The following is a 21,053-nucleotide window of genomic DNA, read 5'->3' on the forward strand; positions in this document are numbered from 1 at the left end:
GGAAGCCCTCCGCCGGCCGGCAAGCGGGCTGAACCGTCGCGGAGCGATACCCTTCAGGCCTCCCAGGGCGTCAACGGCTGCCGGATTCTTCGACGAGGTCGGCCCTCAGGCGCAGGAAACGGTGGGTTCCCGTGCCGATGGGGACCACGTCGCGGACGGTGATGGTTCGAACACCGTCGTCCACGTCGTCCCGCACCACCACAACGGCCGCAGGGGTCCAGGCGGCGATGTTGTCGCTGATCTCGAATTCATCGGTGACCACATGCGTGATGCCGTCGGGACGTGAGTAGGTCAGCGTCAGATACTCCAGCCCATCCAGTGTGATGCGATCGGGATGCAGGGCCGGAGCGGCAATGGCGGCGACCTGAGATCCGGCGGCCGCCGGGCGGCTGGTGAGGGTGCTGGTCGCGGTGCCGGTTTCCTCGAGCCGCACGTAATCAAACTCCAGCCAGTAGCTGGTGTTTGGAGCGGCCGGTCCGGTGCGCACGAATTCGATCGTGTTGCCACCGCCGGTGGCCGCGACTTCGGCGGCCGTGAAGTCCACGCTGCGCTCCAGCGGTGCCGTCAGGCGGCCGCTGAAAAGGGTCACGTTGCGTCCCTGGCCGTTGCGGAACCGCACCACCACGTCGTGGGGTCCAAAGACCGGACGGTACACGCCCCCTTCCATCAGACCTGCCGAGCCGAACTCGAAGGTCAGCCGGAACCGGGACGCTGAACTGACCTGCGATGAATCCAGGAGGAAGTGCATCCGGTTCACCGGGTCCCCCAGCGTCAGCGCGCGTTCCCACGCTCTCGACGGTTCATCAAACGCCACGGCGAGCGATGCGGTGAGCGCGTTGAACCCTGCCGGATAGGTCCCCGCGAAGTAGAAATCGTCGTCCACTCCCGGATTGGTTGCCGCCGCATAGAGCGGATCCCCGGGCAACCGGGTCACGAGCCCCGGCGCGGGATTGCTGCGATTATTTTGCAGGGAAAACTCCGCCATCATCTCGGTTGACGAGGCGCCGGGGGGCGCGTTGTCTCCCACCTGCCACGCCCGCCGGAGGGATGGGGGAGGGAGAGAGGAAGGGGGAAGGGGGGCCGTCTGGGTTTCGAGCCGTACGTAATCGAACTCGATCCAGTAACTGGTATTGGCCGCGGCCGGGCCGGTGCGGACGAATTCAATCGTGTTGCCACCGGCGGTGGCTCCCACTTCGGCGGCCGTGAAATCCACGGAGCGCTCCAACGGCGCCGTCAGGCGGCCGCTGAACAGGGTGACGTTGCGTCCCTGGCCATTGCGGAACCGCACCACCACGTCGTGGGGTCCAAAGACCGGGCGGTACACGCCCCCTTCAATTAGGCCCCCCGAGCCGAACTCGAACGTCAGCCGGAACCGGGATCCGGAGAGGACCTGCGATGGATCCAGGATGAAGTGCATCCGGTTGACCGGATCCCCAAGCGTGAGCGCCCGTTCCCATGACTGCGAAGGCTCATCGAAGGCCACGGGCAGCGGCGCGGCCAGCCCGTTGAAGCCGGCCGGATAGGTCCCGGCAAAGTAGAAGTCATCATCCACCCCCGGATTGCTTGCCGCCGAATAGAGCGGGTCCCCGGGCACGCGGGTGACGAGGCCCGGGGCGGGGTTGCTGCGGTTGTTCTGCATCGAGAACTCGGCCATCATCACGGTGGACGACGCCCCTGGGGGGGCATTTTCGCCCACCTGCCATACGGTTCGGAGCGAGGAAGGCGGTGGAGGGGGCGCCGGGGACGTCTGGGCCTCAAGCCGGATGTAGTCGAACTCCACCCAGTAACTGGTGTTGGACTCCAGGGGGCCGGTGCGCGCGAATTCGATCGTGTTGCCGCCGGCGGTGGCCCCCACTTCGGCGGCGGTGAAGTCCACACCTTGTTCGAGCGGCGCCGTCAGGCGGCCGCTGAACAGGGTGACGGTGCGCCCCTGGCCGTTGCGGAATCGCACGACCACGTCGTGGGTGCCGAAGACGGGCCGGTAAACGCCCCCTTGCATGAACCCTCCCGACCCAAACTCGAATGTCAGCCGGAATCGAGACCCGGAACTGACCTGCGATGGATCGAGCATGAAATGCATCCGGTTGACCGGATCTCCTCGCGTCAACCCCCGCTCCCAAGAGGTCGAAGGTTCGTCAAAGGCCACCGGGAGTGGCGCCGTCAGACCGTTGAACCCGGCCGGATACGTTCCGGCAAAGTAAAAGTCGTCATCCGGCCTCGGGTTTGCTGCCGCCGAATAGAGCGGGTCGCCGGCCCGCCGGGTCACCAGCCCGGGGGACGGATTGCTTTGGCCGCTCGGCAGTGAGAATTCCGCCATCATCACCTCCGAGGAGGCCCCGGGAGGTGCATTCTCTCCGATCTGCCACACCGTCCGCAGGGACGACGGGGGCTGGGGTGGGGGTGGGGGTGACGCCACGGCACCCCGGACCACCACGGTAAACTGCGCGGTGGCGCTCAAAGCCGGCGCCCCATCATCCGTGACCTGCACCACCACCTGGTTGGTGGTGCCCGCCTGCGCCGTGGTCGGAGTCCAGGCGACCCTGCCGGTGGAGGACACCGTCAGTCCGGACGGCCCGCTGACCCGGGTGTAGGTCAGGCGGCTCGCCGGCGTCTCGAGATCCGTCGCCTGCAATTGCAGGGACCATGCCTGCTGCGCGTCGAGCAGTTGGGAGGGCACGGCGGGGAGCACGGGTGGCGTGTTGCCCGTGGACAGGGATTCGAGGCGGATAAAGTCGTACTCAAGCCAGTACGAGGTGCCCGCTGCGGCGGGTCCGGTGCGCACAAGCTCGATGGAATTCGCCCCCTCGGTGGCCCCGACGGAACCTGCGGTGAATTCCAGGGATCGCAGCGCTGAAGCGGTCAGTCGCTCGGTCAAAAGGGTCGTGGCGACGCCCCGCCCGTTCCGGAAACGCACCGTCAGGTCATGGATCCCGTAGCCCCGCTGGATCACCCCGTTGACCGAGAAACCGGCCATCGGGAATTCGAACACGAGCCGGAATCGCGAGCCGGCGCTCACCTGGCTGCCCGCCAGAACGAAATGCATGCGATTGATCGGATCCCCGAGGGTGTGGGCCCGCTCCCAGGAGCGCCAGGGCTCATCGTTGGGAACCGGCAATGGCGAGGTGAGCCCGTTGAAGCCGGCCGGATAGTTGCCGGCAAAGTAGTAGTGGTCATCGGGCCCGGGATTCGCCGCTGGCTGATACCTCGGATCGCCGGGGAGCCGGGTGACCTGTCCGGGCGCGGCATCCGTCCGGTTGTTCTGCATGGAGAAGTCCGCGTTGAAGCTCGGAGATCCCGCTGGTGTATCCTGGCCGATTTGCCAGACCGACCGGACCGCCGTTGGCGCCTGCCCGCCCTCGATGAAGTTGCGGACCAGTTGGATGCCTTCAGCGTGGGGCTCAAACGTCCCCAGCGGCGGCATGTGGTAGGGGCCCATCGTTGCGATGCGACGCCAGAGCACCGAGGCCTCCGGGTTGCCCGGGGTGACAATCCGGGCGCCCGGCACACCCAGATCATCCGTGGGAACCCCGTTGAGGATGCCTGAACCCGCCAGCGGTGTGGTGAAGCGACCATCCCAGACGCCGCGACCAATTCCGCCCGGCTGGTGGCAATAGGCACAATTGACCTCCAGATACGTCTTGAACCGATGCTCGAGGGTTGCACCGGTCTCGTTGACGTCCGCCAGACGTGGGAGCGTCGCCGGGTTGGGGGGCGGGGTCCTGAACAGGTTCAACGAGGCCATCCGGGAGATCTGATTCACGACCCCCGAACCGGAAGGAACATCCCGGTTGAGCTGCAGCGCGTTGAATCCCAGTACATGTTGGGCCGCACCGTTGTGGCAGGTCAGGCACTCCGAGCGGCCCGGATACCGCCACGTCTGCCTCCGCGACACGCCCCCTTCCTGAATCGTGATGGACTCCTCAAGCCCGGAATCCGGCACCAGGTCGGCGTTGGATCCGTCCGCACGCCACTTGTACGTGACTCCGTAAACGCCGTCGTCCGTCTTGATGAGAAAGCGGGTCTCCAGACGGCGGCGGGACGCCGGGTTCCCCCGGATCAGCTCCAGATCAAAATGCTTCACCCAGACCGAACCGGTCGGAAACGTCCACTGGCCGTCACTGTCGAACGCGATGCGGTCTGCGGCCTTTTGCATGAAGAACCACCGCCGCTTGATGGCGTGATCCGACCAGAAGGTCGAGGCGACCTCGTAAGGCATCACCCCGGCCTGGGGTGTCAGATTGGCCAGACTCGAAAACACCCGGGTGGCACTCAGCGTCTGCGGCAGCGCCGGGTCCTCCCGGTTGACCGTACGCCGCAATTTCATGATTCGGGAGCCCCACATCTGGGCCGTCAGGATCTCGCCGGTTCCCGGATGCAGCCCAAACGACGCCATGGCTGGACGCTGGGTGGTCAGGCGATTCACGGTCACCCGGCCGTTCGCAGCCTCCGACAAAGCCCAAATATGTCCGGTGACCGCATCGCCGAAGATGTACTTTCCGTAGAGGTCCGGATACGCGGTGCCCCGATAGCTCAGTCCGCCGATCACGGCCGACCCCTGAAAATTCGCGTCCGGCGCCGAATGAGGGTACTCGTAGATTGGCGGAATGGAGGTGAAACCCGCAGGCGGCGCTGGAAACTGCGGATTGGTCAGCGTGCCCTCGCGGTGGGCCCAGCCGTAGTTCCCTCCCCGCACATACCGGTTGATCTCCTCCATCCGGGCACCGCCGACGTCCCCTCCAAGGAGCTCCCCCGTCAAGGGATCTATGCTGAAGCGATGGGGATTCCGCAGCCCGGTCACCCAGAGTTCGGTCCGGACGGCACTCGGGGAAACCGGCAGTCCATTGTGCGAGGTGCGTCCGATGAAGGGGTTGTCTGGCGGAATGCGATACCCTGTGCGAAAGGCCGGATGCGGGTTGGGCGCCAGGCTTCCCGGACGTCCGTCCACGTCAATACGAATGATCCCGGCAAAGAAGTCCTTGTCAATCCGCTGGCTGTTCCGAAAGGGATCGTTCTGCATGCCCTCGTCACCCAGCGAGAGGTACAGGTAGCCGTCGGGCCCGAAGTGCATGTCTCCTCCCTGGTGAATATCGTGGCGATCCCATTGAGAAATCATGATTTGTTCCGAGCCGCGAAGCGCGCGCCATGGATTGGCGGGATCCGTCTGAAACCTTGAGAGGGTGTTGTAGGTGCGACCCTCGGTTCGATTGGTCCGGGTGTAGAAAATGTAGAAATACCTGTTCTGAGCATAGTTCGGGTGGAAGGCCATCCCGACGAGGCCGGATTCCGAACGGGCCGCACCCGGGCAAAACGTGTCCTGCGACACGTCCAGGAAGAGTGTTTTGGTCGGCGCCAGAAGGTTGGAGACGGCGTAAATCCTCCCGAAGAGGCCGTAGACGAACAGTTCGTTCGTCCTGCCCGGCGGCGTGGTCATGCCCACGATGTCGTCGGTTCCATACGGGAAACTCAGGGTGGGGAACGCGTTGACCGCCTCGTAGGCTGCGGACGGTGCAACGCTGGGCATGGCCGGCGGGTTGCTGACATACCACTGGGCATGAAGCGTTCCCCCAACAGCGATCAGGACCCCAAGAACCCATCCGAACGCCCATCGAACAAATCGAACTTCCAACACTCCATCATTCGACCATTTTCGCCAGACTTTGCAATCGCACATTTGGACAAGTGTCGCTTGTCGAATAATTTAGCGCTCCAAATGCGCCGGGCGCACGCAGCGCTCCCGGGTGGCCCTCCGAATACTGCCGGCTTGTCCCGCCCGCCGCCTTGCTTTGGCGGGGGCTCCGGATAGGGTCCGCCGATGAGGAACTCGTCGGGGCCGACGGCCGTGCTGGGAGCGGTCCTGGTGATGGCGGCAGCAGGGCAGGGGCTTCACCCTCCGGGTTTCCGACCGTCACCCCCTGGAACTCACGCCCTGGTCGGGGCGCGGGTGTTCACGCGTCCCGACACGTCGTATTCCAATGCCACGGTGGTCATCCGTGATGGTCGCATCGCGGCCATCGGACCCGAAGTGACCCCGCCCGCCGACGCGCGGGTGTGGGATATGTCCGGCTTGATCGTCTATCCGGGATTCTTCGATCCCTACCTCGCGCTGGAGGACAAGGTGCGTCCGGTTGCATCCCGGGGTGGCTCGGTGGTGGGCGATGGCGGACGCGAGGCCAGGGCCTCGGACGGCACCCAGGGGGCCGGCGGGTATCGCTTCTACGGATTGCCGAGTGGCGAGCGGGATGCCGGTGCTCCGGGCCCTGGATATTCGCTGACCTCCGTGACGCCGCAGCGGCGCATCGCGGACGGGTATGGTCCGGATCCAAAAAAGTTGGAGGAACTTCGGGAGTTGGGGTTCACCGCGGCCAATGTGGTGCCCGGGCACGGCATCTTTCGCGGACAGAGTGCCGTGGCGTTGCTGGGGGACGGTTCCCCCAATGAATCGTTGTTGATGCCGCGGACCGCCCTGGGGACCGCCCAGCACATCGCCTTTGAAGTTCCCGGAGGCGAGGGCGTGTTTCCGGATTCCCTGATGGGAACGATTGCGGCCGTCCGGCAGGCCTACCTCGACGCCGAGTGGTGGGGTGCCGCCCAGGCGGCGTTTGCCCGCGATCCGCTGCGTCGGACACGTCCGCCGGCCAACGAGGCGTTGGAGGCGTTGGCGGGTTCCCGTGGACAGCAGCCCGTCTTTTTTGAGCCGGGCAGCGTGCTCATGGTGGATCGCGCGCGCCGGATTGCGGCGGAGTTCGGCCTCAGCAATGCGGTGATCGTCGTCAGCGGCGGCGAATGGCGGCGGCCGGACCTGTTCTCTGGCGTGGGCGGCGCATACATCGTCCCCCTGAACTTTCCCGCACTGCCGAAGCTGCCTTCAGACGATGCCTGGGACAGCGTCAGCCTCGATGCCTTGCGGGCCTGGGATTGGGCACCGTCCAATCCGGAGCTGCTCGCCCGCTCGGGTGGGGCGGTGGCGCTGACGACGTTCGGCCTTCCGGACCGCAAGGATTTCCGGAAGAACCTCCGCGTCGCCCTGGACCGTGGGCTGACCGAGACGCAGGCCCTGGCCGCGCTCACAACGATCCCCGCCCAATTCTGCGGTGTGGAGGCCCTCCTGGGCACACTGGCCCCCGGAAAAATTGCCAACCTGACCGTTTGCGACGCCAAGGGGTACTTCGATCCGGAGGGCCGTGTGATCTCCGTGTGGATCGAGGGGCGTCCCTTCGAGATGGCGCCCAACGATTCACCGAAGGGAATCGCTCCGACAGCCGCACCGGGTGCCGCCGGTCTGGCGTCGTCGGACTCCGCACCAGGATCGCCCCAGGAGAAGGAGGGAGAGCGAAAGCGGGAGGAGGTGTTTCGGGACCTTGCGCGCAAGCGGACCGCGCGCAATCCCCTGGCGGATCGCGGACCGCTGACCAATCCCCCGAGCCTGCTGATCCGCGGGGCGACCCTGTGGACCTGCGGACCGGAGGGCGTCCTGACCAACGCCAGTCTGTGGGTGGAGGGCGGACGCATCCGCGCGGTGGGATTCCAGGTCCCGGAGCCGCGTCCGGACACCCGGGTCCTGGATGGATCCGGCCTGCATGTGACGCCGGGGCTGATTGATTGTCACAGCCACTCGGCGATTCTTGGAGGGGTCAACGAGGCCAGCCTGCCCAGCACTTCCATGGTCCGGATCGGGGATGTGGTGAACTCCGAGTCGCCGAACCTGTATCGCCAGCTGGCTGGCGGGCTCACGATGGCGAGCCTGCTCCACGGATCGGCGAATCCGATCGGCGGTCAGAACCAGGTGATCAAGCTGCGGGAGGGGGAACCGCCGGAGGGTTTGAAGTTCACCAACGCCCCGCAAGGCATCAAGTTTGCGCTGGGGGAGAACGTGAAGCAGTCCAACTGGGGGGAGCGTTTCACCACCCGCTTTCCTCAAACGCGGATGGGGGTGCCGACCTTTCATCAGAACCGGTTTACCGCCGCCCGTCAGTATGCCGCCGGGTGGCGGGATTGGGAGTCCGCCCGTGCACGGGACCCGGAAATGCCACCGCCCCGGCGCGACCTCGAGCTGGAGGCCCTTGCGGAGATCATTGCCGGGATCCGACTGATCCACTGCCACAGTTACCGGCAGGACGAAATCCTGGTGTTCCTGCGGGTCATGGAATCCTTCGGCGTGCGGGTGGCAACGCTCCAGCACGTGCTGGAAGGCTACAAGATTGCGGATGAAATCGCGCGTCACGGTGCCGGCGGCAGCGCCTTCTCCGACTGGTGGGCCTACAAGTACGAGGTCTTGGACGCCATCCCCTACGCAGGCAGTTTGATGCACGCCCGCGGGGTGAGTGTCAGCTTCAACTCGGACGATGACGACCTCGCGCGCCGAATGAACCTGGAGGCGGCGAAGGCGGTGAAGTACGGGGGGACTCCGGAAGTGGAGGCCCTGGCATTCGTGACCATCAACCCGGCGCGGCAGTTGGGTGTGGACCGCTGGGTCGGCTCGCTGGAGCCGGGCAAGGATGCCGACCTGGTGGTGTGGTCTGGTCCGCCGCTCGACAGCTTCAGCCGCTGCCTGGAGACTTGGGTTGACGGGAAACTGTACTTTGCCCGCGATGGGGCGGCGGCACGTGCTGCGGCGTTGTCGGGTGAACGCAACGACCTGCTGGCCAAGGCGCGCCAGATGGCCGGAGCCGGTGCGGACGCAACGGCGGGCGACGCGGCGCGGGGTCAGTTCTTTGAGAGAGCTCTGGAGACCGCGCGGCACCTCGGGGTGGCGCAGTGCCAGGATTGCGAACTGCCCCGCCGGGAATAGCGGTGACGGTCCTGTCGGGGAATGCTGGCACGAGTCCGGCGCGTCCAACTACCTTCCGCCCGCTGCATGATGGATTTTCTTCGTCGGCTGACGCCGACCCAGCGCATCGGCCTGCTGGCGCTCGCCGTCTTCCTCGCGGACCAGTTGACCAAGTTCCTGGTCCTCCGGGCGCTTGGGTTTCAGGAGGAACGGGTGCTGGTGGCGGGTTTCTTCAAGCTGGTGCATTGGGGCAACACGGGCGCCGCCTGGAGCCTGTTCCGGCACAACAACGGCATTCTCGCCATGGTTTCAGCCCTGGCCTTTGTGGCCCTGTGGGTTTTCCGAAGCCACTTCGAGGCGGGACGACCGGCCGGTCAGGTGGCCCTCGGATTTCTGTTCGGCGGGATTGCAGGCAACCTGCTGGATCGGCTGCTTCCCAGCCGCCAGCACGTGATTGATTTCATCCGGTTCTACATCGAACCGCGCGGAGGTGGTGGGGAAATCGGCTTCCCGGCATTCAACGTCGCGGACACGGCGATCTGCACCGGGGTGGGACTGCTCATCCTGATGACCTGGCAGCAGGATCGCCGGCGGTCCGCCGCCGCCGATCATCGCAGCTCATGAGCTCCGGGAACGAGCGTCCGTGCGCAATGCCGGTCGCGCCGGAGCTTCGTCCGGTGATCCTTGCCGGACCGACGGCCGCTGGAAAATCGGCGGTCGCCCTCGAACTCGCCGAACGTCTCGGCGGTGAGATCATCTCCGTGGACTGCATGCAGGTGTACCGGGGGATGGACTTGGGAACCGCAAAGCCGGGACCGGAGGACCGGCGCCGCGTGCCGCACCATCTCGTGGATCTGGTGCCCCTCGGAGCGTCCTTCGACGCCGCCCGCTTCGTGGCGTGGACCACGCGGCTGATTCCGGAGATCCAGCGGCGGGGTCGGGTCCCCATCCTTTGCGGTGGTACCGGGCTCTACTTCAATGCATGGATGTCCGGGCTGGGCGATGCCCCGCCTCCCGACCCGGCGCTGCGCCGGCAACTGGAGGAGATGCCCGATGCGGTGCTGCTCGAGGAACTGGCCCGGCGTGACCCGGCAACCTTCGATGCGATTGACCGGGCGAATCGCAGGCGGCTCGTCCGTGCGGTGGAAGTGATCCGCCTGACCGGACGCCCCTTTTCCCGGCAGCGAGCTTCATGGCCGGAAGATTTGCCCACGCTTGCCGGCCGCAGCTTCGGCCTGCGCCGCGAACGCGATGTTGCTGTCGCACGAATCCATGGCCGGGTGGATGCCATGTTCGAGGCGGGCCTTGTTGAGGAAACGAGGTGGTTGGTGGCGCGGGGATTGCGGGAGAATCCGACGGCGCGCAACGCCATCGGGTACCGTCAGGTGATGGAGCATTTGGAAGGTGTCCGGGGGCTCCTGGAGACCCGGGAAGCTGTAAAGGTCCGAACCCGCCAGTTTGCCAAACGCCAGATGACCTGGTTTCGGGGTCAAATGAGCCTCGACTGGCTTGATGTTGCCGACGACGAGCCACCGGACCGAACGGCGATTCGGCTGATGAGCCGGCTTGTCGGTGGCTGAGGCGGCGCGTTTCAAGAATCCGCACTGCCTTGGCGTCCGCATTGGCGCGATATCTGACCCGCCGCACAAAAAACCCGGTGACGATCGAATCGCCACCGGGTACAGGAGGAACAAAGGCAAAAACCCCGTTTCGCGTTGCAGAGCCTAGAGAGTGCCGAGACCAAGTCAAACCTCGAATTCCACGGGCTGGATGATTCCGATCAAGTTACCGATTGCGTAGATAGGTATAGCCCAATCCCCAGAGGATTAGAACCAAGATGACGAAAAGGGCGATGAACCGGTTTCGGGCGACCCGCCGCTCGTATCGGAGTGGTCTCAGGCCATGGATGCTGCCTGCGGCGAGCATCCGCGCCATGCGAGGGTTGTTGGCGGTTGGACCTCGGAGATGGCTGAGAGCACGCCGCCATGCGGCGACCGGATCAAACTTCTGTGCGGCCAGGTGGTTGATGGGAGTCGGGGCGGGGTCTGGGGGGCGGAGGGCCGGTGTGGGAACTGGAGGCGGGGGCGTGGATCGCGGCGGGGACTCCCGGGGGTGGATTTCGGACGGCTCCCGCACTGCTGAAATCGGCGTTGGCTCCTCGCGTGAAAGGCGCTCCACCTCTTCACGCAACCGTGCCAGCTCCGCCTCCAATTCGCGCTCGCGGGCCTTGAACGGATCGGTTGGCTTCTTGAAGGCGCCCCACATCGCGGTTTTGGACAGACGTTTCGGGTGATTTCCGGCTTCACTCGTGGCGGGGCTTGGTACGGACGGCACAGCGAGTCCGCGAGCCCCGGCCCGGGGCGGCCGTCATCGCCTCAACGTGAGCAGCAGGATGGCCCCGGCGAGGGCAAGCGCCCCCAGTACCAGGGGCCAGGTGAGGGCCAATCCAAGACGCCAAAGTTGCCCCAGCGGCAGCTGGGGCCAATGCGACGCTTCGGCTGATCCGGAGGCGGAAGCGTTGACCGGAGACCTTCCGTCCAGCAGCGGCCATTTCTGGCTTGCGGACTGAAACTCGAGCCGTGCGTTTTTGATGACCGCAAGCGCGCGGGTGAGTTCCTGCTCCCAGGTGTCCGAGGTCCACGCCTGTTCGTTCAACCGTTCCACCTGTTCCAGGCTGGATCGTAATCCCTCCAAGGTGCGCGCCATCTGCTCGGCGTCGCGCCGGGCATCCTGTTCGGCCTTTTCCAGCAATCCGATGCCCAAGGTCAGGGCCTGCAGCGTCTCCGTGCGGCCCGCGGTGAACTCCGCATGTCGCCGGCGCATCTCCTCCACGGCGGCGCGGGTCCGTTCGAGCTGTTCCTGGGCTTCGCGAAGTTTGGCGAGCTGCTGCTGGGTTCCCGTGAGTTGTGCATCCAGTTCCTCGCGCGTCGGCGCGCGTGGCCCCGGGCTCGGGGCCCGCGGACTGGTAAAATCGGTGTCCACAAAGTCAGTGCCGTCCAGCGCCATGCCGCCATCGTGGTCGCGCACCGACCTCTCCGCCAAGTACGGAGTGGGCACAAAGCGCCGCAAAGGCTCACGGAATCGGACGGACCCACAGGTCCTGGAACCAAACCTCGTCCCCATGGTCCTGAAGCAGGAGGGGCGTCGTCATCTTGGTGCCCCAGCCCGCCTCGTCGCGGAACTTGCTGGCGGCCTTCGCGGATTCGAGGGCGGGGGATCCCAGGGTGTAGCTGAGCACGCGGGCGCCGTTCAGCCAGTGCTCGACGTCGTTGCCGTGCACCACGATGCGCGAAACGTTGGTCTGGCCGACCGGTCGGAGCGGGGGGGCCACCGGGGGCAGGGCGTCGTAGAGGGACGCGGTCTGGCGTTTCGGGCCGTGCTGGGCATCGGGGTGTGCCGTATCGTCAATGATCTGGTACTCGTGCCCGATGGGCGCTCCCCGGCGCTCGTCAATGAAGTACTTCACGCCGCTGTTGGCGCCGGCCGCGACGCGCCAGGAGAATCCAAATTCGAAATCCGTGAACTGGTTGGTGGTGATGATGTCCCCGCCGCCACAGCCGGCCCGATGCTTAAGCCATCCCTCCTCAACCACCCAACCGACCAACGGGAATCTCGGCTTTCCGAAGCCGCGCCAGCCGGCGGTTGTCTGACCGTCAAACAACGCGATGCCTCCCGGGGGGGGCGGATCCCCCCACACGGGGGCGCCGGCAATCCATAACGCGAATCCGATTGCAGCCGCGGGACGCCTGCCGGGTAGTGCCATGGAAGCAAGCAACCCGCAGCCGGCGCCGCAAGTCAAGCGCGGCTGCGGTTTCCGACGCGTCACCATTCAATCAGCGCCGCCCCCCAGGTGAGGCCCGCGCCGAAGACCACGAGGAGCACGAGATCCCCGCGGCCGATCGCACCGGAGGCCACCGCCTCGTCGAGCGCGATCGCCACACTGGCCGCGGAGGTGTTGCCGTAGCGGTCCACATTCACAAAGACCTGATCCTCCCGGGCGCCCAGCCGCTCGGCGACGGCGGACAGAATCCGGCGGTTCGCCTGGTGCGGGATGATGCACTTGAGATCGGACACATGGACGCCGCAACGCCGCAGGGCCTCCTGACCCGCGGCGACCATGGCGTTGACCGCGTTCTTGAACGTCTCCTTGCCGTCCATTCGGAGAAAATGAAGCCGCCGGGCTACGGTGTCGGTTGTGGCCGGACAGGCGCTGCCCCCGGCCGGAAGCTCCAACAGGGAGGCTTTTCCGCCATCGGCACCCAGGCAGATGGTCAGCAATCCGTGGGCGTTGGGCCGGTTCTGAACCACCGCCGCACCGGCACCATCCCCAAACAACACGCAGGTGCCGCGATCCTTCCAGTCAATGACCGACGACATCTTTTCCGCACCGATGACCAGCACGGTGTTGAAGGTGTGCGAGGCCACGAAATGGCTCGCGATATCCAGCGCATAGACGAACCCGCTGCAGGCCGCCTCGATGTCGAATGCCGCGGCCCGGACCGCTCCCAGCCGGTGCTGCACCAGACAGGCCGTGCTCGGAAACAACATGTCCGGCGTCAGGGTGGCGACAATGATCAGGTCCACCTCCTCCGGGCGCACGCCGGCGGCCGCCAGCGCGCGCCGGCCGGCCATCGTCGCGAGGTCCGACGTTGCCTCGCCGTCCGCCGCCAGACGGCGCTCCCGGATCCCCGTCCGGGTCGTGATCCACTCGTCCGTGGTATCCACCATCCTTGCGAGCTCGGCATTCGTGAGCACGCGCTCCGGGACATACGATCCCATGCCGGTGATCGAGACCGTCCGCAGATGCGGACGATTGGCGCGGGGATTTCGAAAGCTGGCCATTGGGGGCGGCGGTGAAATCAGGTGAGTCCCGCCGCGCCGCCGGCTGCGGACACCTCGTGGACGATTTCGTCATTCAACCGCCGGTTCACCGCGCGCGCACTTTGCAGGATGGCGTGCTTGAGCGCGACGCGCTTTGCCGATCCGTGGATCTTGACCACGCTGCCCTGCAGCCCGAGCACCGGGGCGCCCCCGTAAGTCTCCGGATTCATCCGTTCGCGAATCCGCCGCAGCCCGCCCCGCGCCAGCAGCGCCCCAAGCGTGCGCAGCGGATTGGCCGTCAGCTCCGTCCGCAGCAGATGTCCGACCGTTCGCCCGAGCCCCTCGACCGCCTTGAGGATCAGATTGCCCACAAAGCCATCACAAACGCCGACGTCCACCCGCCCGCTGAAGAGATCCGATCCCTCCGCGAACCCCACGCAGTTCAGGCGCGTCTGCCGGATCAGCGCCAAGGCCTGCCGGGTGACTTCGGTTCCCTTGGTCTCCTCGGTTCCGTTGCTGAGCACACCCACCCGCGGATGCTCGACGCCGAGCATGCCCCGCGAATACACGGCCCCCATGACCGCGAACTGCAGCAGGATTTCGGGAGTGCAATCCGGATTCGCCCCGGCGTCCAAAAGCACAAAGGCACCGTCACGGGACGGCATGATGCAGGCCAGGGCCGGACGGCGGATGCCGTCAAGACGTCCCACGCGGACGGTCGCGCCCGCAATCAACGCCCCGGTGTTTCCGGAGGAAATGACGGCATCGGTGGTTTCGGCCCGCAGCAACTCCAGCGCCCGCATGAGCGACGAATCCTTTTTGCGTCGCACGGCGAGTCCGGGGTCGTCGTCCATCGTGAGCACTTCGGATGCCGCAACGTAGGTCACCCGGGAATCCGTCAGACCCACCTCCCGGGAAAGACCCCGGAGGGTTTCCTCCGGCCCGACGACCTGGAGCTCCGTGATGGACGGATCGGACTCAAGGCCCAACCGGATGCCGTGGAGCAACTCCGTCGGCCCGTGGTCGCCGCCCATGACATCGACGGCCAGACGCATAGCATCCACAGGCAGGCGCCGCGCCCGGTTCCGGACCGCGCGCCCAGCCGGTCGGGAGACTCCTCAGGCCTGGGCGGTCACCGAAATGACCTGCCGCCCGTTGTAGTATCCGCAGGAAGGGCAGACCCGATGAGATCGGAACGGGGCGGTGCACTGGGGGCAGGATGCGATCTTCGGCAGGGTCAGTACCGAGTTGTAGGCGCGGCGCATGCGCTGGCGGCTGCGGGACGGTTTGCGTTTCGGGACGCCCATAAGATGTTCAATTACAATTTGATACGATCCAGCGCAGCCCAAGGGGAGGGTCCGTCGGACTTGGAACCCCCAAGACGCGAATCGCGGGCCACTGCCATTTGCGGCAGCCCGCGACAGTCTGGTCTGCACAACGGATTCGCCGGCAGGCCAAGATAGATGTCCTCACGCAACAGGGGCGTCAAGTCTGCAAAATCCCCGTCGCGGGGCGGCGCCTCCTCGCCGGTCAGCGGCACGAGCGCCGCCAGATTCTCGACGCTCACCGGGAACGGGAACGGACGGAGGCACCGGGCGCATTCGCAGGAAGCCTCGGTTGCGACGGAGCCGGTGACGAGAATGCTGTCTCCCTGATGTTGCACCTCCAGTGCGTAGCGCATCGGGTTTTCGAGACGGATCAGCTCGTCCTTGAAGTCCGCGGCGTATTCCGCCGCGGGCACCTCCCCCTCCATCCGGAGTTCCTTCCGTTTCTCCAGTTGACGCAGGTTGACGGTGACCGGCATGGGTGGAGCCTAGCCGGTCCCGCGGAATTGCCAACGCTTCGGCGTGCCCTCAGTTGTGCTCGCCCAGCGGTCGCAGCCAGATGTTGCGGAACCGCGTCGGGTTGCCGTGATCCTGCAGGCTGAGGTGCCCACGTCCGGAGTAGGCCTTGTAGGGATCGGTCGCCCGGTGATTGGTCGGGCCGTTGAGCTCCTTGCGGTTTTGGACGCAGACCCCGTTTAGAAATGCGGTGATGAAGGCGGGCTTCACGAGGCGCCCCTCGGCGTCGAAGCGGGGCGCTTCAAACACGATGTCGTAGGTGTTCCACTCGCCCGGTGGCCGGATCGCATTCACCAGGGGCGGCCACTGTCCGTACAATGCGCCGGCCTGGCCGTCCGCGTAGGTCTTGTTGTTGTGACTGTCGAGGATCTGGACCTCGAACTGCCCGTGAAAGAACACTCCCGAGTTGCCGCGCCCCTGGCTGTCCCCTTCGACCTTGGACGGCGTCGCAAATTCCAAGTGCACCTGCGCGTCGCCGAACTGCTCGCGCGTCTCGATGCCACCGGTCTTGCCCACCACTTCCATGTAGCCGTTCTCAAGCGTCCACTGCGGGGTCTTGCCCCCTTGTGTCCAATGCCCGAAATCCTTGCCGTTGAAGAGCCAGATGGCGTCGCTTGGAGGGGGTGCCCCATTGCTGAAACTGGCGCCCGGTGTCACCGTCGGAGGGTTGGGGCGGTCCTTGTCGTGGACCCTCCATTGCTGGCCGCGGATTTGCGGTGTGTCCGTGTAACCGACACCCTGGGCCAGGGCCCCGATGGCAGTGATCGCGCCGAGGGAAAGGAAGAGCAAGCGTTTCATGGTGTGCCTGCAGAATCCCCGGGGTGTGCCCCCGAAGGCAAATGGATTCCAGGCGATGCGGAGGCGGCACCCACCGCCTCGACGCACCGCGGGCAAAGTTGGGGATGCGACGGCGCCACGCCAACGTCGGGCTCCCAGTGCCAGCAGCGTCCGCACTTGCGCCGTCCGGCCTCCGCCGCCGGTTGGACGTGCACCGTGACTTCCGTCGCCTCCGTGAGTTCGATGGCCGAGACGTTCAGGATCTCGCGCAGCACACCGGCGTGGTCGCGCGCGGACCCGAACGCGGACCCCGGGAGACCCACGTGGAGAACGGCATCCAGGGACTTGCCAATCTGCCCGGCCTGACGCGCCCGCTCCAGATCTCCCAGCACGCGCTCGCGCAGGGACAGCAAGGGCGGCAGGAGGGGTTCCTCCTCCGCCGATCCGGGCTGCCACACCGAAAGATGCACGGAATCCGTCCCACGCCCCGGAATGTGCTCCCAAGCCTCCTCCGCGGTGAACACCAGGATGGGGGAGAGCATCTGGCAGAGCCGTGTCACCAGATGGTGGAGCGCCGTCTGCGTGCTGCGGCGGCGCAAGGAGCCGGCAGGATCCGTGTACAGCCGGTCCTTCACCACATCGTGGTACAGCGCACTCAACTGCACGGCGATGAACTGCGAGAGCCGTTGGTAGACGACGTGGAATTCGTGCGCCTCGTAGGCGGCAGCCACCCCGGCCTCCAGGGCGGAGAAGCCGGACAGGATCCACCGATCCAGGGGCGTCATCCGATCGGGTGTCACCTCGTGCCGCCCGGGGTCGAAGTCGTACAGGTTGCTCAACTGGTATCGCAGCGTGTTCCGGATGAGGCGGTAGGTCTCGCCGACCTTCTTCAAACGCTCTTCGCTCACTTCAATGTCATTGCGGTAGTCCTGCGAGGCGACCCACAGGCGCAGCACATCGGCTCCGTGCTCCCGGAGGTAGCGATCCGCCGTCTGAGGCTTCTCGTAGCCGCCGGCACCCTGCTTTGATTTCGAGATCTTGATGCGGTCCGCGTCCACCATGAAGCCGTGGGTCAGCACGGTGTGGTAGGGCGGCGCGCCGTTGCCGGCGAGCGACAGCAGCAGGGAGGACTGGAACCAGCCGCGATGCTGGTCGGAGCCCTCGAGATACATGTCGGCCTGCCAGCGCCGGACCGGATCCGCGGCGGCATCGCCCGTGTGGGCCAGTTCAGGACGCCGCATCAGCACGGCGCGCGATGAACTCCCGGAGTCAATCCAGACGTCCAGGGTGTCGAGACCCTTTCGCGCGGCCTCCGGGCCGGTCCAGCCGTCCGGACGGCATTGCGCCCACAGTGCGTCCACCGGGGTGGCGAACCACACATTGCTCCCGTGCTCTCCAATGAGGGCGGCCGCCTTTCGAACGATGGTGGCGTTGAGCACCGGTTCACCCTGGGCATCGTAAAACGCCGGGATCGGCACGCCCCACGATCGCTGACGGGAGATGCACCAGTCGGGACGGGTCATCACCGCACCCTGGATGCGGTTGCGTCCCCAGTCCGGAACCCAGTTCACGCGCCCGATCGCCTCCAATGCCCGCTGCCGGAAGGAAACCCCGGCAACCTCATGATCCACGCGGATGAACCACTGGTCCACCGCCCGGAAGATGATGGGCGTCTTCGAGCGCCAGCAGTGGGGGTAGCTGTGGCGATACTCCTCGCGGAACACCAGTGCGCTTCGCTCGACGAGGAGTGCCAGTACGGCGTCATTGGCTTCGGAGCGATGGTGCTTCTCCAGCGTGGATTTCCCGTCGAGCGACTCCGGCAATTGCTGCCCGCGGGGCAGGTCCCGGGTCGGCGCCAGTCGGCCGTCGTCGTCCACCGGACAGTAGATCGGCAGACCCACCTCAACGCCGAGATGATAGTCGTCCATGCCGTGGCCGGGCGCGATGTGCACGAAGCCGGTGCCGGTGTCGCTGGTGACGAACGCCGCCGGGTACAGGCGCCCGGTGCGGTCGCAAAACGGATGTTCGTACTCCAGAGAGGCGAGTTCCTCGGCATGCACGGTGCGGACGATCTGGTAGCTCTCCCAGCCCAGCTTTTGGGAGACGGCGGCCAGCAGCGGGTTGGCAATCAGGTACGCGCCACCCTCGACCATCACGAGCGAGTAGTGGAACCCCGGGTGGAACGCCACGGCCAGATTCGCGGGCAATGTCCAGGGGGTGGTCGTCCAGATCAGCACGAACGTGTTCGGCTCGCCCTTGAGGCGGAACCGCACATACACGCTCTGGCTGACATGATCCGCGTATTCGACCTCCGCCTCGGCCAGCGCGGTCTTGAAGGGGATGCTCCAGTAGACCGGCTTTTTGCCCCGGTACACGAAACCCTGATCCACGAGGTCCGCGAGCAGGCTGAGTTCATCGGCCTCGTACTGCCGGTCAAGGGTCAGGTACGGATGCTCCCAATCCCCCAGCACGCCCAACCGTTTGAACTGGTCCCGCTGGGAGGCGACGAACCGCCGTGCGTACGCCTCACATTCGGTGCGAATGGTGGCGGCGTCGGCATCGGTGCGCCCGGCGGCCCGCAGTTCCTGGGTGACCTTGGACTCGATGGGCAGCCCATGGCAGTCCCATCCGGGCACATACGGCGCCTGACGCCCGCGCAGGGACTCGTGCCGGATGACCAGATCCTTGAGGATTTTGTTGAGGGCGGTGCCGATGTGGACGTCGCCATTGGCGAACGGCGGTCCGTCGTGGAGCACAAACCGGGTGGCGCCCTCCCGGGCCCGCTGGATCCGCCCGTACAAATCCTGGGCCTCCCACTGCGCGAGGCGCGCCGGTTCCCGTTGCACAAGCTGGGCCTGCATCGGGAAACAGGTGCGGGGCAGGTTGAGGGTGTTCTTGTAGTCCGGTTGGTCACTCATCGCGTGCCTCAAAAGAGCGCGCACGCTACTGGCGCGGCTCCGGTGCGGCAAAGTCCAATTCGGACGAGGGTGGGCTCCGGCCCCGGAACGCGCACTGCGCGCGTGCCAGCCGATCGGAACTTGCCGCGCCTGCCGCGGCGTGCGGTCCGATGGTCCATGCCCTTGTCGGGGCCTTGCGGAAGCATGGGTGCGACCGGGGCCGATGGAAGATCCGCGGGCGCCCGGGACGCCGGAATCACCAGCGCATCTGATACAGATTCGGACCTGCGGGCGGAGCGGGGTCGGTGACGCGGAAGGTGCTGTTGGTCGTTTCGAGCAGGAAATCGGGTACGGGGGACCAGTGGACCAAATCCGGCGACCGCCAGAGGACCGGGGAGATCCCGGCGGGGGCGTTTGCGGTGAGGCGGTGCAGGCCGGGGGCCGGGGGGCCGGGCGCCATCCGCACAAAGGGCGCGTCGGGCACCACGACTTCGAACAGGCCGGCCACCTGGGCGGGCGTTTTCCCGATGAGATCCTCCAGATCATTTCACAGCCATCCCATAGGGAGGCGTTTACAAATGGGATAGGTTCGGAATCCATTGGAATTCCGTTACGGCAGAGGAAAATGACTTTAAGGATTACATCAGTCAATCCAGCGGGGCATTTCCGGCGTCGTGCTGTCCCACAGCTTCAACAGAATTGTGGGAAAAAGCCTTGTTCCGGCCGCGCCAAGTTGCGGTAACTGCCCCGGGCTGTCCCATAGCGCCCTAAAATTTCCGGCAGATCCAGCGTTTGCCATATTTGAGAGCGCACCAAGGCAAAAAGCCTCACAAAGCTGTGCGTCCATTCATGCGCCCAAGCCAGGTATCTCAACAACAAATGAACCAGTAACGCCGTCCAGACCTGCCAGCGGATTGCATTGGCGCTATACCCGATCAGGTCACAGAGCTTGAGCGTCTGCTTCAGTTGTTTGAAGAACACCTCGATCTCCCACCGTGCCTTGTACAACGCGACCACCGTGCTCGCGGCCCACCTCAGTTCGTTGGTCAGAAAGACCATCTCCCGTTCCTGGCCGTCCACCTCCACCAGCGCGCGGATCCGGCGTGCGGAAAGGCCGTTGCTCAGGGCCACCCATTCGTCGGCCAGGATCTTTCCCCCTTGGGGCACCTCCCGCCGCTCCAGGACGTCGCACACCATCCCTTCCTTCCAGCGCGTCACCCAGACCACCTCCCGATCGGAAAGGTCCTTGAGGTGCTTCCGATCGACATACGCACGGTCGAAAACCACCACTTCCCCTGTTTTCAGGCCCGCGCACAGCTCTCGAGCCCGGCCGGCATCCGATTCCCGGGCGGTGTCCACCACCACGTAACCCGGCAACAGCGACTGAAAATTGAGGCGCACATGGGCTTTGGCGGCGGCCTTGCGCCGCCGGTGCTGAGCCCAGGGCATGCAGTTGGCCACCAGTTCAATCGTGGTCGAGTCCACCAGATGGATCGTCGCCTTGAATCGCCTCAGGCGCCCCGACAGCCGCCGTCCCCCGAAACCCGGACTCTGCTCGCGCAAATGCTCCAGGGTGCGCCAAAACAGATCCTCCGCCATCTTGCTGGGCCGCTCCTGATTGGCGTGCGAGAGGGTGTTGCGGTGTGGAGGGGTGGCCCCGCGGATGGCGGACAAGGGGCCGGAGTAGAGCTGCAGCGCATCGCACAGGTCATTGAGACCGAATGCATGGCTTAGCTTTCCATAGATCAGGGCCACCACATGGCTCCAGTGACTAAAGGTTCGGGCCTTGCTCTCCGCCCGGTGCTCCCTGGCCAAGGACGCCACCAAGTGCGGCGGAATCAGTTTGCAAAGCTGGCCGAGAATCGTGAACTTGCTGCGGGCTGAGTTGAGATGTTTTTTCATTCACGGACAGGCTGCGTCGCCCGCCCGCAAAACGTCAACTCAGCCTTT

15 protein-coding genes are annotated in these 21,053 nt (G+C 65.7%); 3 read left to right on the forward strand and 12 right to left on the reverse strand.

Annotated elements, in window-relative coordinates:
* Positions 1-70: 70 nt before the first annotated feature.
* Positions 71-5,629 (reverse strand): PQQ-dependent sugar dehydrogenase, encoded by a 5,559-nt coding sequence (locus KF791_02375; protein MBX3731422.1) that lies wholly within the window; start codon positions 5,627-5,629, stop codon positions 71-73.
* Positions 5,630-5,812: 183 nt separating this feature from the next.
* Between KF791_02375 and KF791_02380 the strand changes: the two genes are divergently transcribed.
* From KF791_02380 to miaA, 3 genes are all read left to right on the forward strand, one after another.
* Positions 5,813-8,788, forward strand: coding sequence for an amidohydrolase family protein (locus KF791_02380; GenBank protein ID MBX3731423.1), 2,976 nt, complete (start codon positions 5,813-5,815; stop codon positions 8,786-8,788).
* 69 nt (positions 8,789-8,857) lie between these two features.
* Positions 8,858-9,391 carry a signal peptidase II gene (gene lspA / locus KF791_02385; protein ID MBX3731424.1) on the forward strand — a complete coding sequence of 178 codons (534 nt, stop codon included), beginning with the start codon at positions 8,858-8,860 and terminating at the stop codon, positions 9,389-9,391.
* Positions 9,388-10,347 carry a tRNA (adenosine(37)-N6)-dimethylallyltransferase MiaA gene (gene miaA, locus KF791_02390; GenBank protein MBX3731425.1) on the forward strand — a complete coding sequence of 320 codons (960 nt, stop codon included), beginning with the start codon at positions 9,388-9,390 and terminating at the stop codon, positions 10,345-10,347. The genes lspA and miaA overlap by 4 nt, the downstream gene beginning before the upstream one ends.
* Positions 10,348-10,552: 205 nt before the next feature.
* Here the strand turns inward: miaA and KF791_02395 are convergent, their stop codons facing one another.
* The 11 genes from KF791_02395 to KF791_02445 form a co-directional block, all read right to left on the reverse strand.
* Positions 10,553-11,032 (reverse strand): hypothetical protein, encoded by a 480-nt coding sequence (locus KF791_02395; GenBank protein ID MBX3731426.1) that lies wholly within the window; start codon positions 11,030-11,032, stop codon positions 10,553-10,555.
* A 102-nt stretch (positions 11,033-11,134) separates the two neighbouring features.
* Positions 11,135-11,824 (reverse strand): hypothetical protein, encoded by a 690-nt coding sequence (locus tag KF791_02400; GenBank protein ID MBX3731427.1) that lies wholly within the window; start codon positions 11,822-11,824, stop codon positions 11,135-11,137.
* A 16-nt stretch (positions 11,825-11,840) separates the two neighbouring features.
* The gene (locus KF791_02405; protein MBX3731428.1) at positions 11,841-12,530 is read right to left on the reverse strand and encodes a DUF1080 domain-containing protein; all 690 of its coding nucleotides are present in this window, start codon (positions 12,528-12,530) and stop codon (positions 11,841-11,843) included.
* A gap of 59 nt (positions 12,531-12,589) precedes the next feature.
* Positions 12,590-13,609, reverse strand: a complete 1,020-nt coding sequence (locus KF791_02410) for a ketoacyl-ACP synthase III (protein ID MBX3731429.1) — start codon at positions 13,607-13,609, stop codon at positions 12,590-12,592.
* A gap of 17 nt (positions 13,610-13,626) precedes the next feature.
* On the reverse strand, positions 13,627-14,643 hold the full coding sequence (plsX, locus tag KF791_02415; protein MBX3731430.1) for a phosphate acyltransferase PlsX: 1,017 nt from the start codon (positions 14,641-14,643) through the stop codon (positions 13,627-13,629).
* A gap of 63 nt (positions 14,644-14,706) precedes the next feature.
* Complete coding sequence (rpmF, locus tag KF791_02420) at positions 14,707-14,895, reverse strand: 50S ribosomal protein L32 (protein ID MBX3731431.1); 189 nt, start codon at positions 14,893-14,895, stop codon at positions 14,707-14,709.
* Positions 14,896-14,906: 11 nt separating this feature from the next.
* On the reverse strand, positions 14,907-15,392 hold the full coding sequence (locus tag KF791_02425) for a DUF177 domain-containing protein (protein MBX3731432.1): 486 nt from the start codon (positions 15,390-15,392) through the stop codon (positions 14,907-14,909).
* Positions 15,393-15,441: 49 nt separating this feature from the next.
* A complete protein-coding gene (locus KF791_02430; GenBank protein ID MBX3731433.1) occupies positions 15,442-16,227 on the reverse strand; it encodes a DUF1080 domain-containing protein in 786 nt (261 codons plus the stop codon).
* The gene (gene ileS, locus KF791_02435) at positions 16,224-19,124 is read right to left on the reverse strand and encodes an isoleucine--tRNA ligase (GenBank protein ID MBX3731434.1); all 2,901 of its coding nucleotides are present in this window, start codon (positions 19,122-19,124) and stop codon (positions 16,224-16,226) included. The genes KF791_02430 and ileS overlap by 4 nt, the downstream gene beginning before the upstream one ends.
* 235 nt (positions 19,125-19,359) lie before the next feature.
* Entirely contained in the window at positions 19,360-19,611 is a 252-nt protein-coding gene (locus KF791_02440; protein MBX3731435.1) for a hypothetical protein, read from the reverse strand.
* Positions 19,612-19,793: 182 nt separating this feature from the next.
* On the reverse strand, positions 19,794-21,005 hold the full coding sequence (locus tag KF791_02445; protein MBX3731436.1) for an IS4 family transposase: 1,212 nt from the start codon (positions 21,003-21,005) through the stop codon (positions 19,794-19,796).
* Between the last annotated feature and the right edge of the window lie 48 nt (positions 21,006-21,053).

Source organism: Verrucomicrobiia bacterium, from assembly GCA_019634635.1.
Taxonomy (GTDB): domain Bacteria; phylum Verrucomicrobiota; class Verrucomicrobiia; order Limisphaerales; family UBA9464; genus UBA9464.

Excerpts from the sequence above, each read along its gene's own strand:
- KF791_02380 (MBX3731423.1), top strand. The coding sequence starts at position 5,813 with ATGAGGAACTCGTCGGGGCCGACGGCCGTGCTGGGAGCGGTCCTGGTG.
- lspA (MBX3731424.1), top strand. The coding sequence starts at position 8,858 with ATGGATTTTCTTCGTCGGCTGACGCCGACCCAGCGCATCGGCCTGCTG.
- miaA (MBX3731425.1), top strand. The coding sequence starts at position 9,388 with ATGAGCTCCGGGAACGAGCGTCCGTGCGCAATGCCGGTCGCGCCGGAG.
- KF791_02395 (MBX3731426.1), bottom strand. The coding sequence starts at position 11,032 with ATGTGGGGCGCCTTCAAGAAGCCAACCGATCCGTTCAAGGCCCGCGAG.
- KF791_02405 (MBX3731428.1), bottom strand. The coding sequence starts at position 12,530 with ATGGCACTACCCGGCAGGCGTCCCGCGGCTGCAATCGGATTCGCGTTA.
- KF791_02410 (MBX3731429.1), bottom strand. The coding sequence starts at position 13,609 with ATGGCCAGCTTTCGAAATCCCCGCGCCAATCGTCCGCATCTGCGGACG.
- plsX (MBX3731430.1), bottom strand. The coding sequence starts at position 14,643 with ATGCGTCTGGCCGTCGATGTCATGGGCGGCGACCACGGGCCGACGGAG.
- rpmF (MBX3731431.1), bottom strand. The coding sequence starts at position 14,895 with ATGGGCGTCCCGAAACGCAAACCGTCCCGCAGCCGCCAGCGCATGCGC.
- KF791_02425 (MBX3731432.1), bottom strand. The coding sequence starts at position 15,392 with ATGCCGGTCACCGTCAACCTGCGTCAACTGGAGAAACGGAAGGAACTC.
- KF791_02430 (MBX3731433.1), bottom strand. The coding sequence starts at position 16,227 with ATGAAACGCTTGCTCTTCCTTTCCCTCGGCGCGATCACTGCCATCGGG.
- ileS (MBX3731434.1), bottom strand. The coding sequence starts at position 19,124 with ATGAGTGACCAACCGGACTACAAGAACACCCTCAACCTGCCCCGCACC.
- KF791_02445 (MBX3731436.1), bottom strand. The coding sequence starts at position 21,005 with ATGAAAAAACATCTCAACTCAGCCCGCAGCAAGTTCACGATTCTCGGC.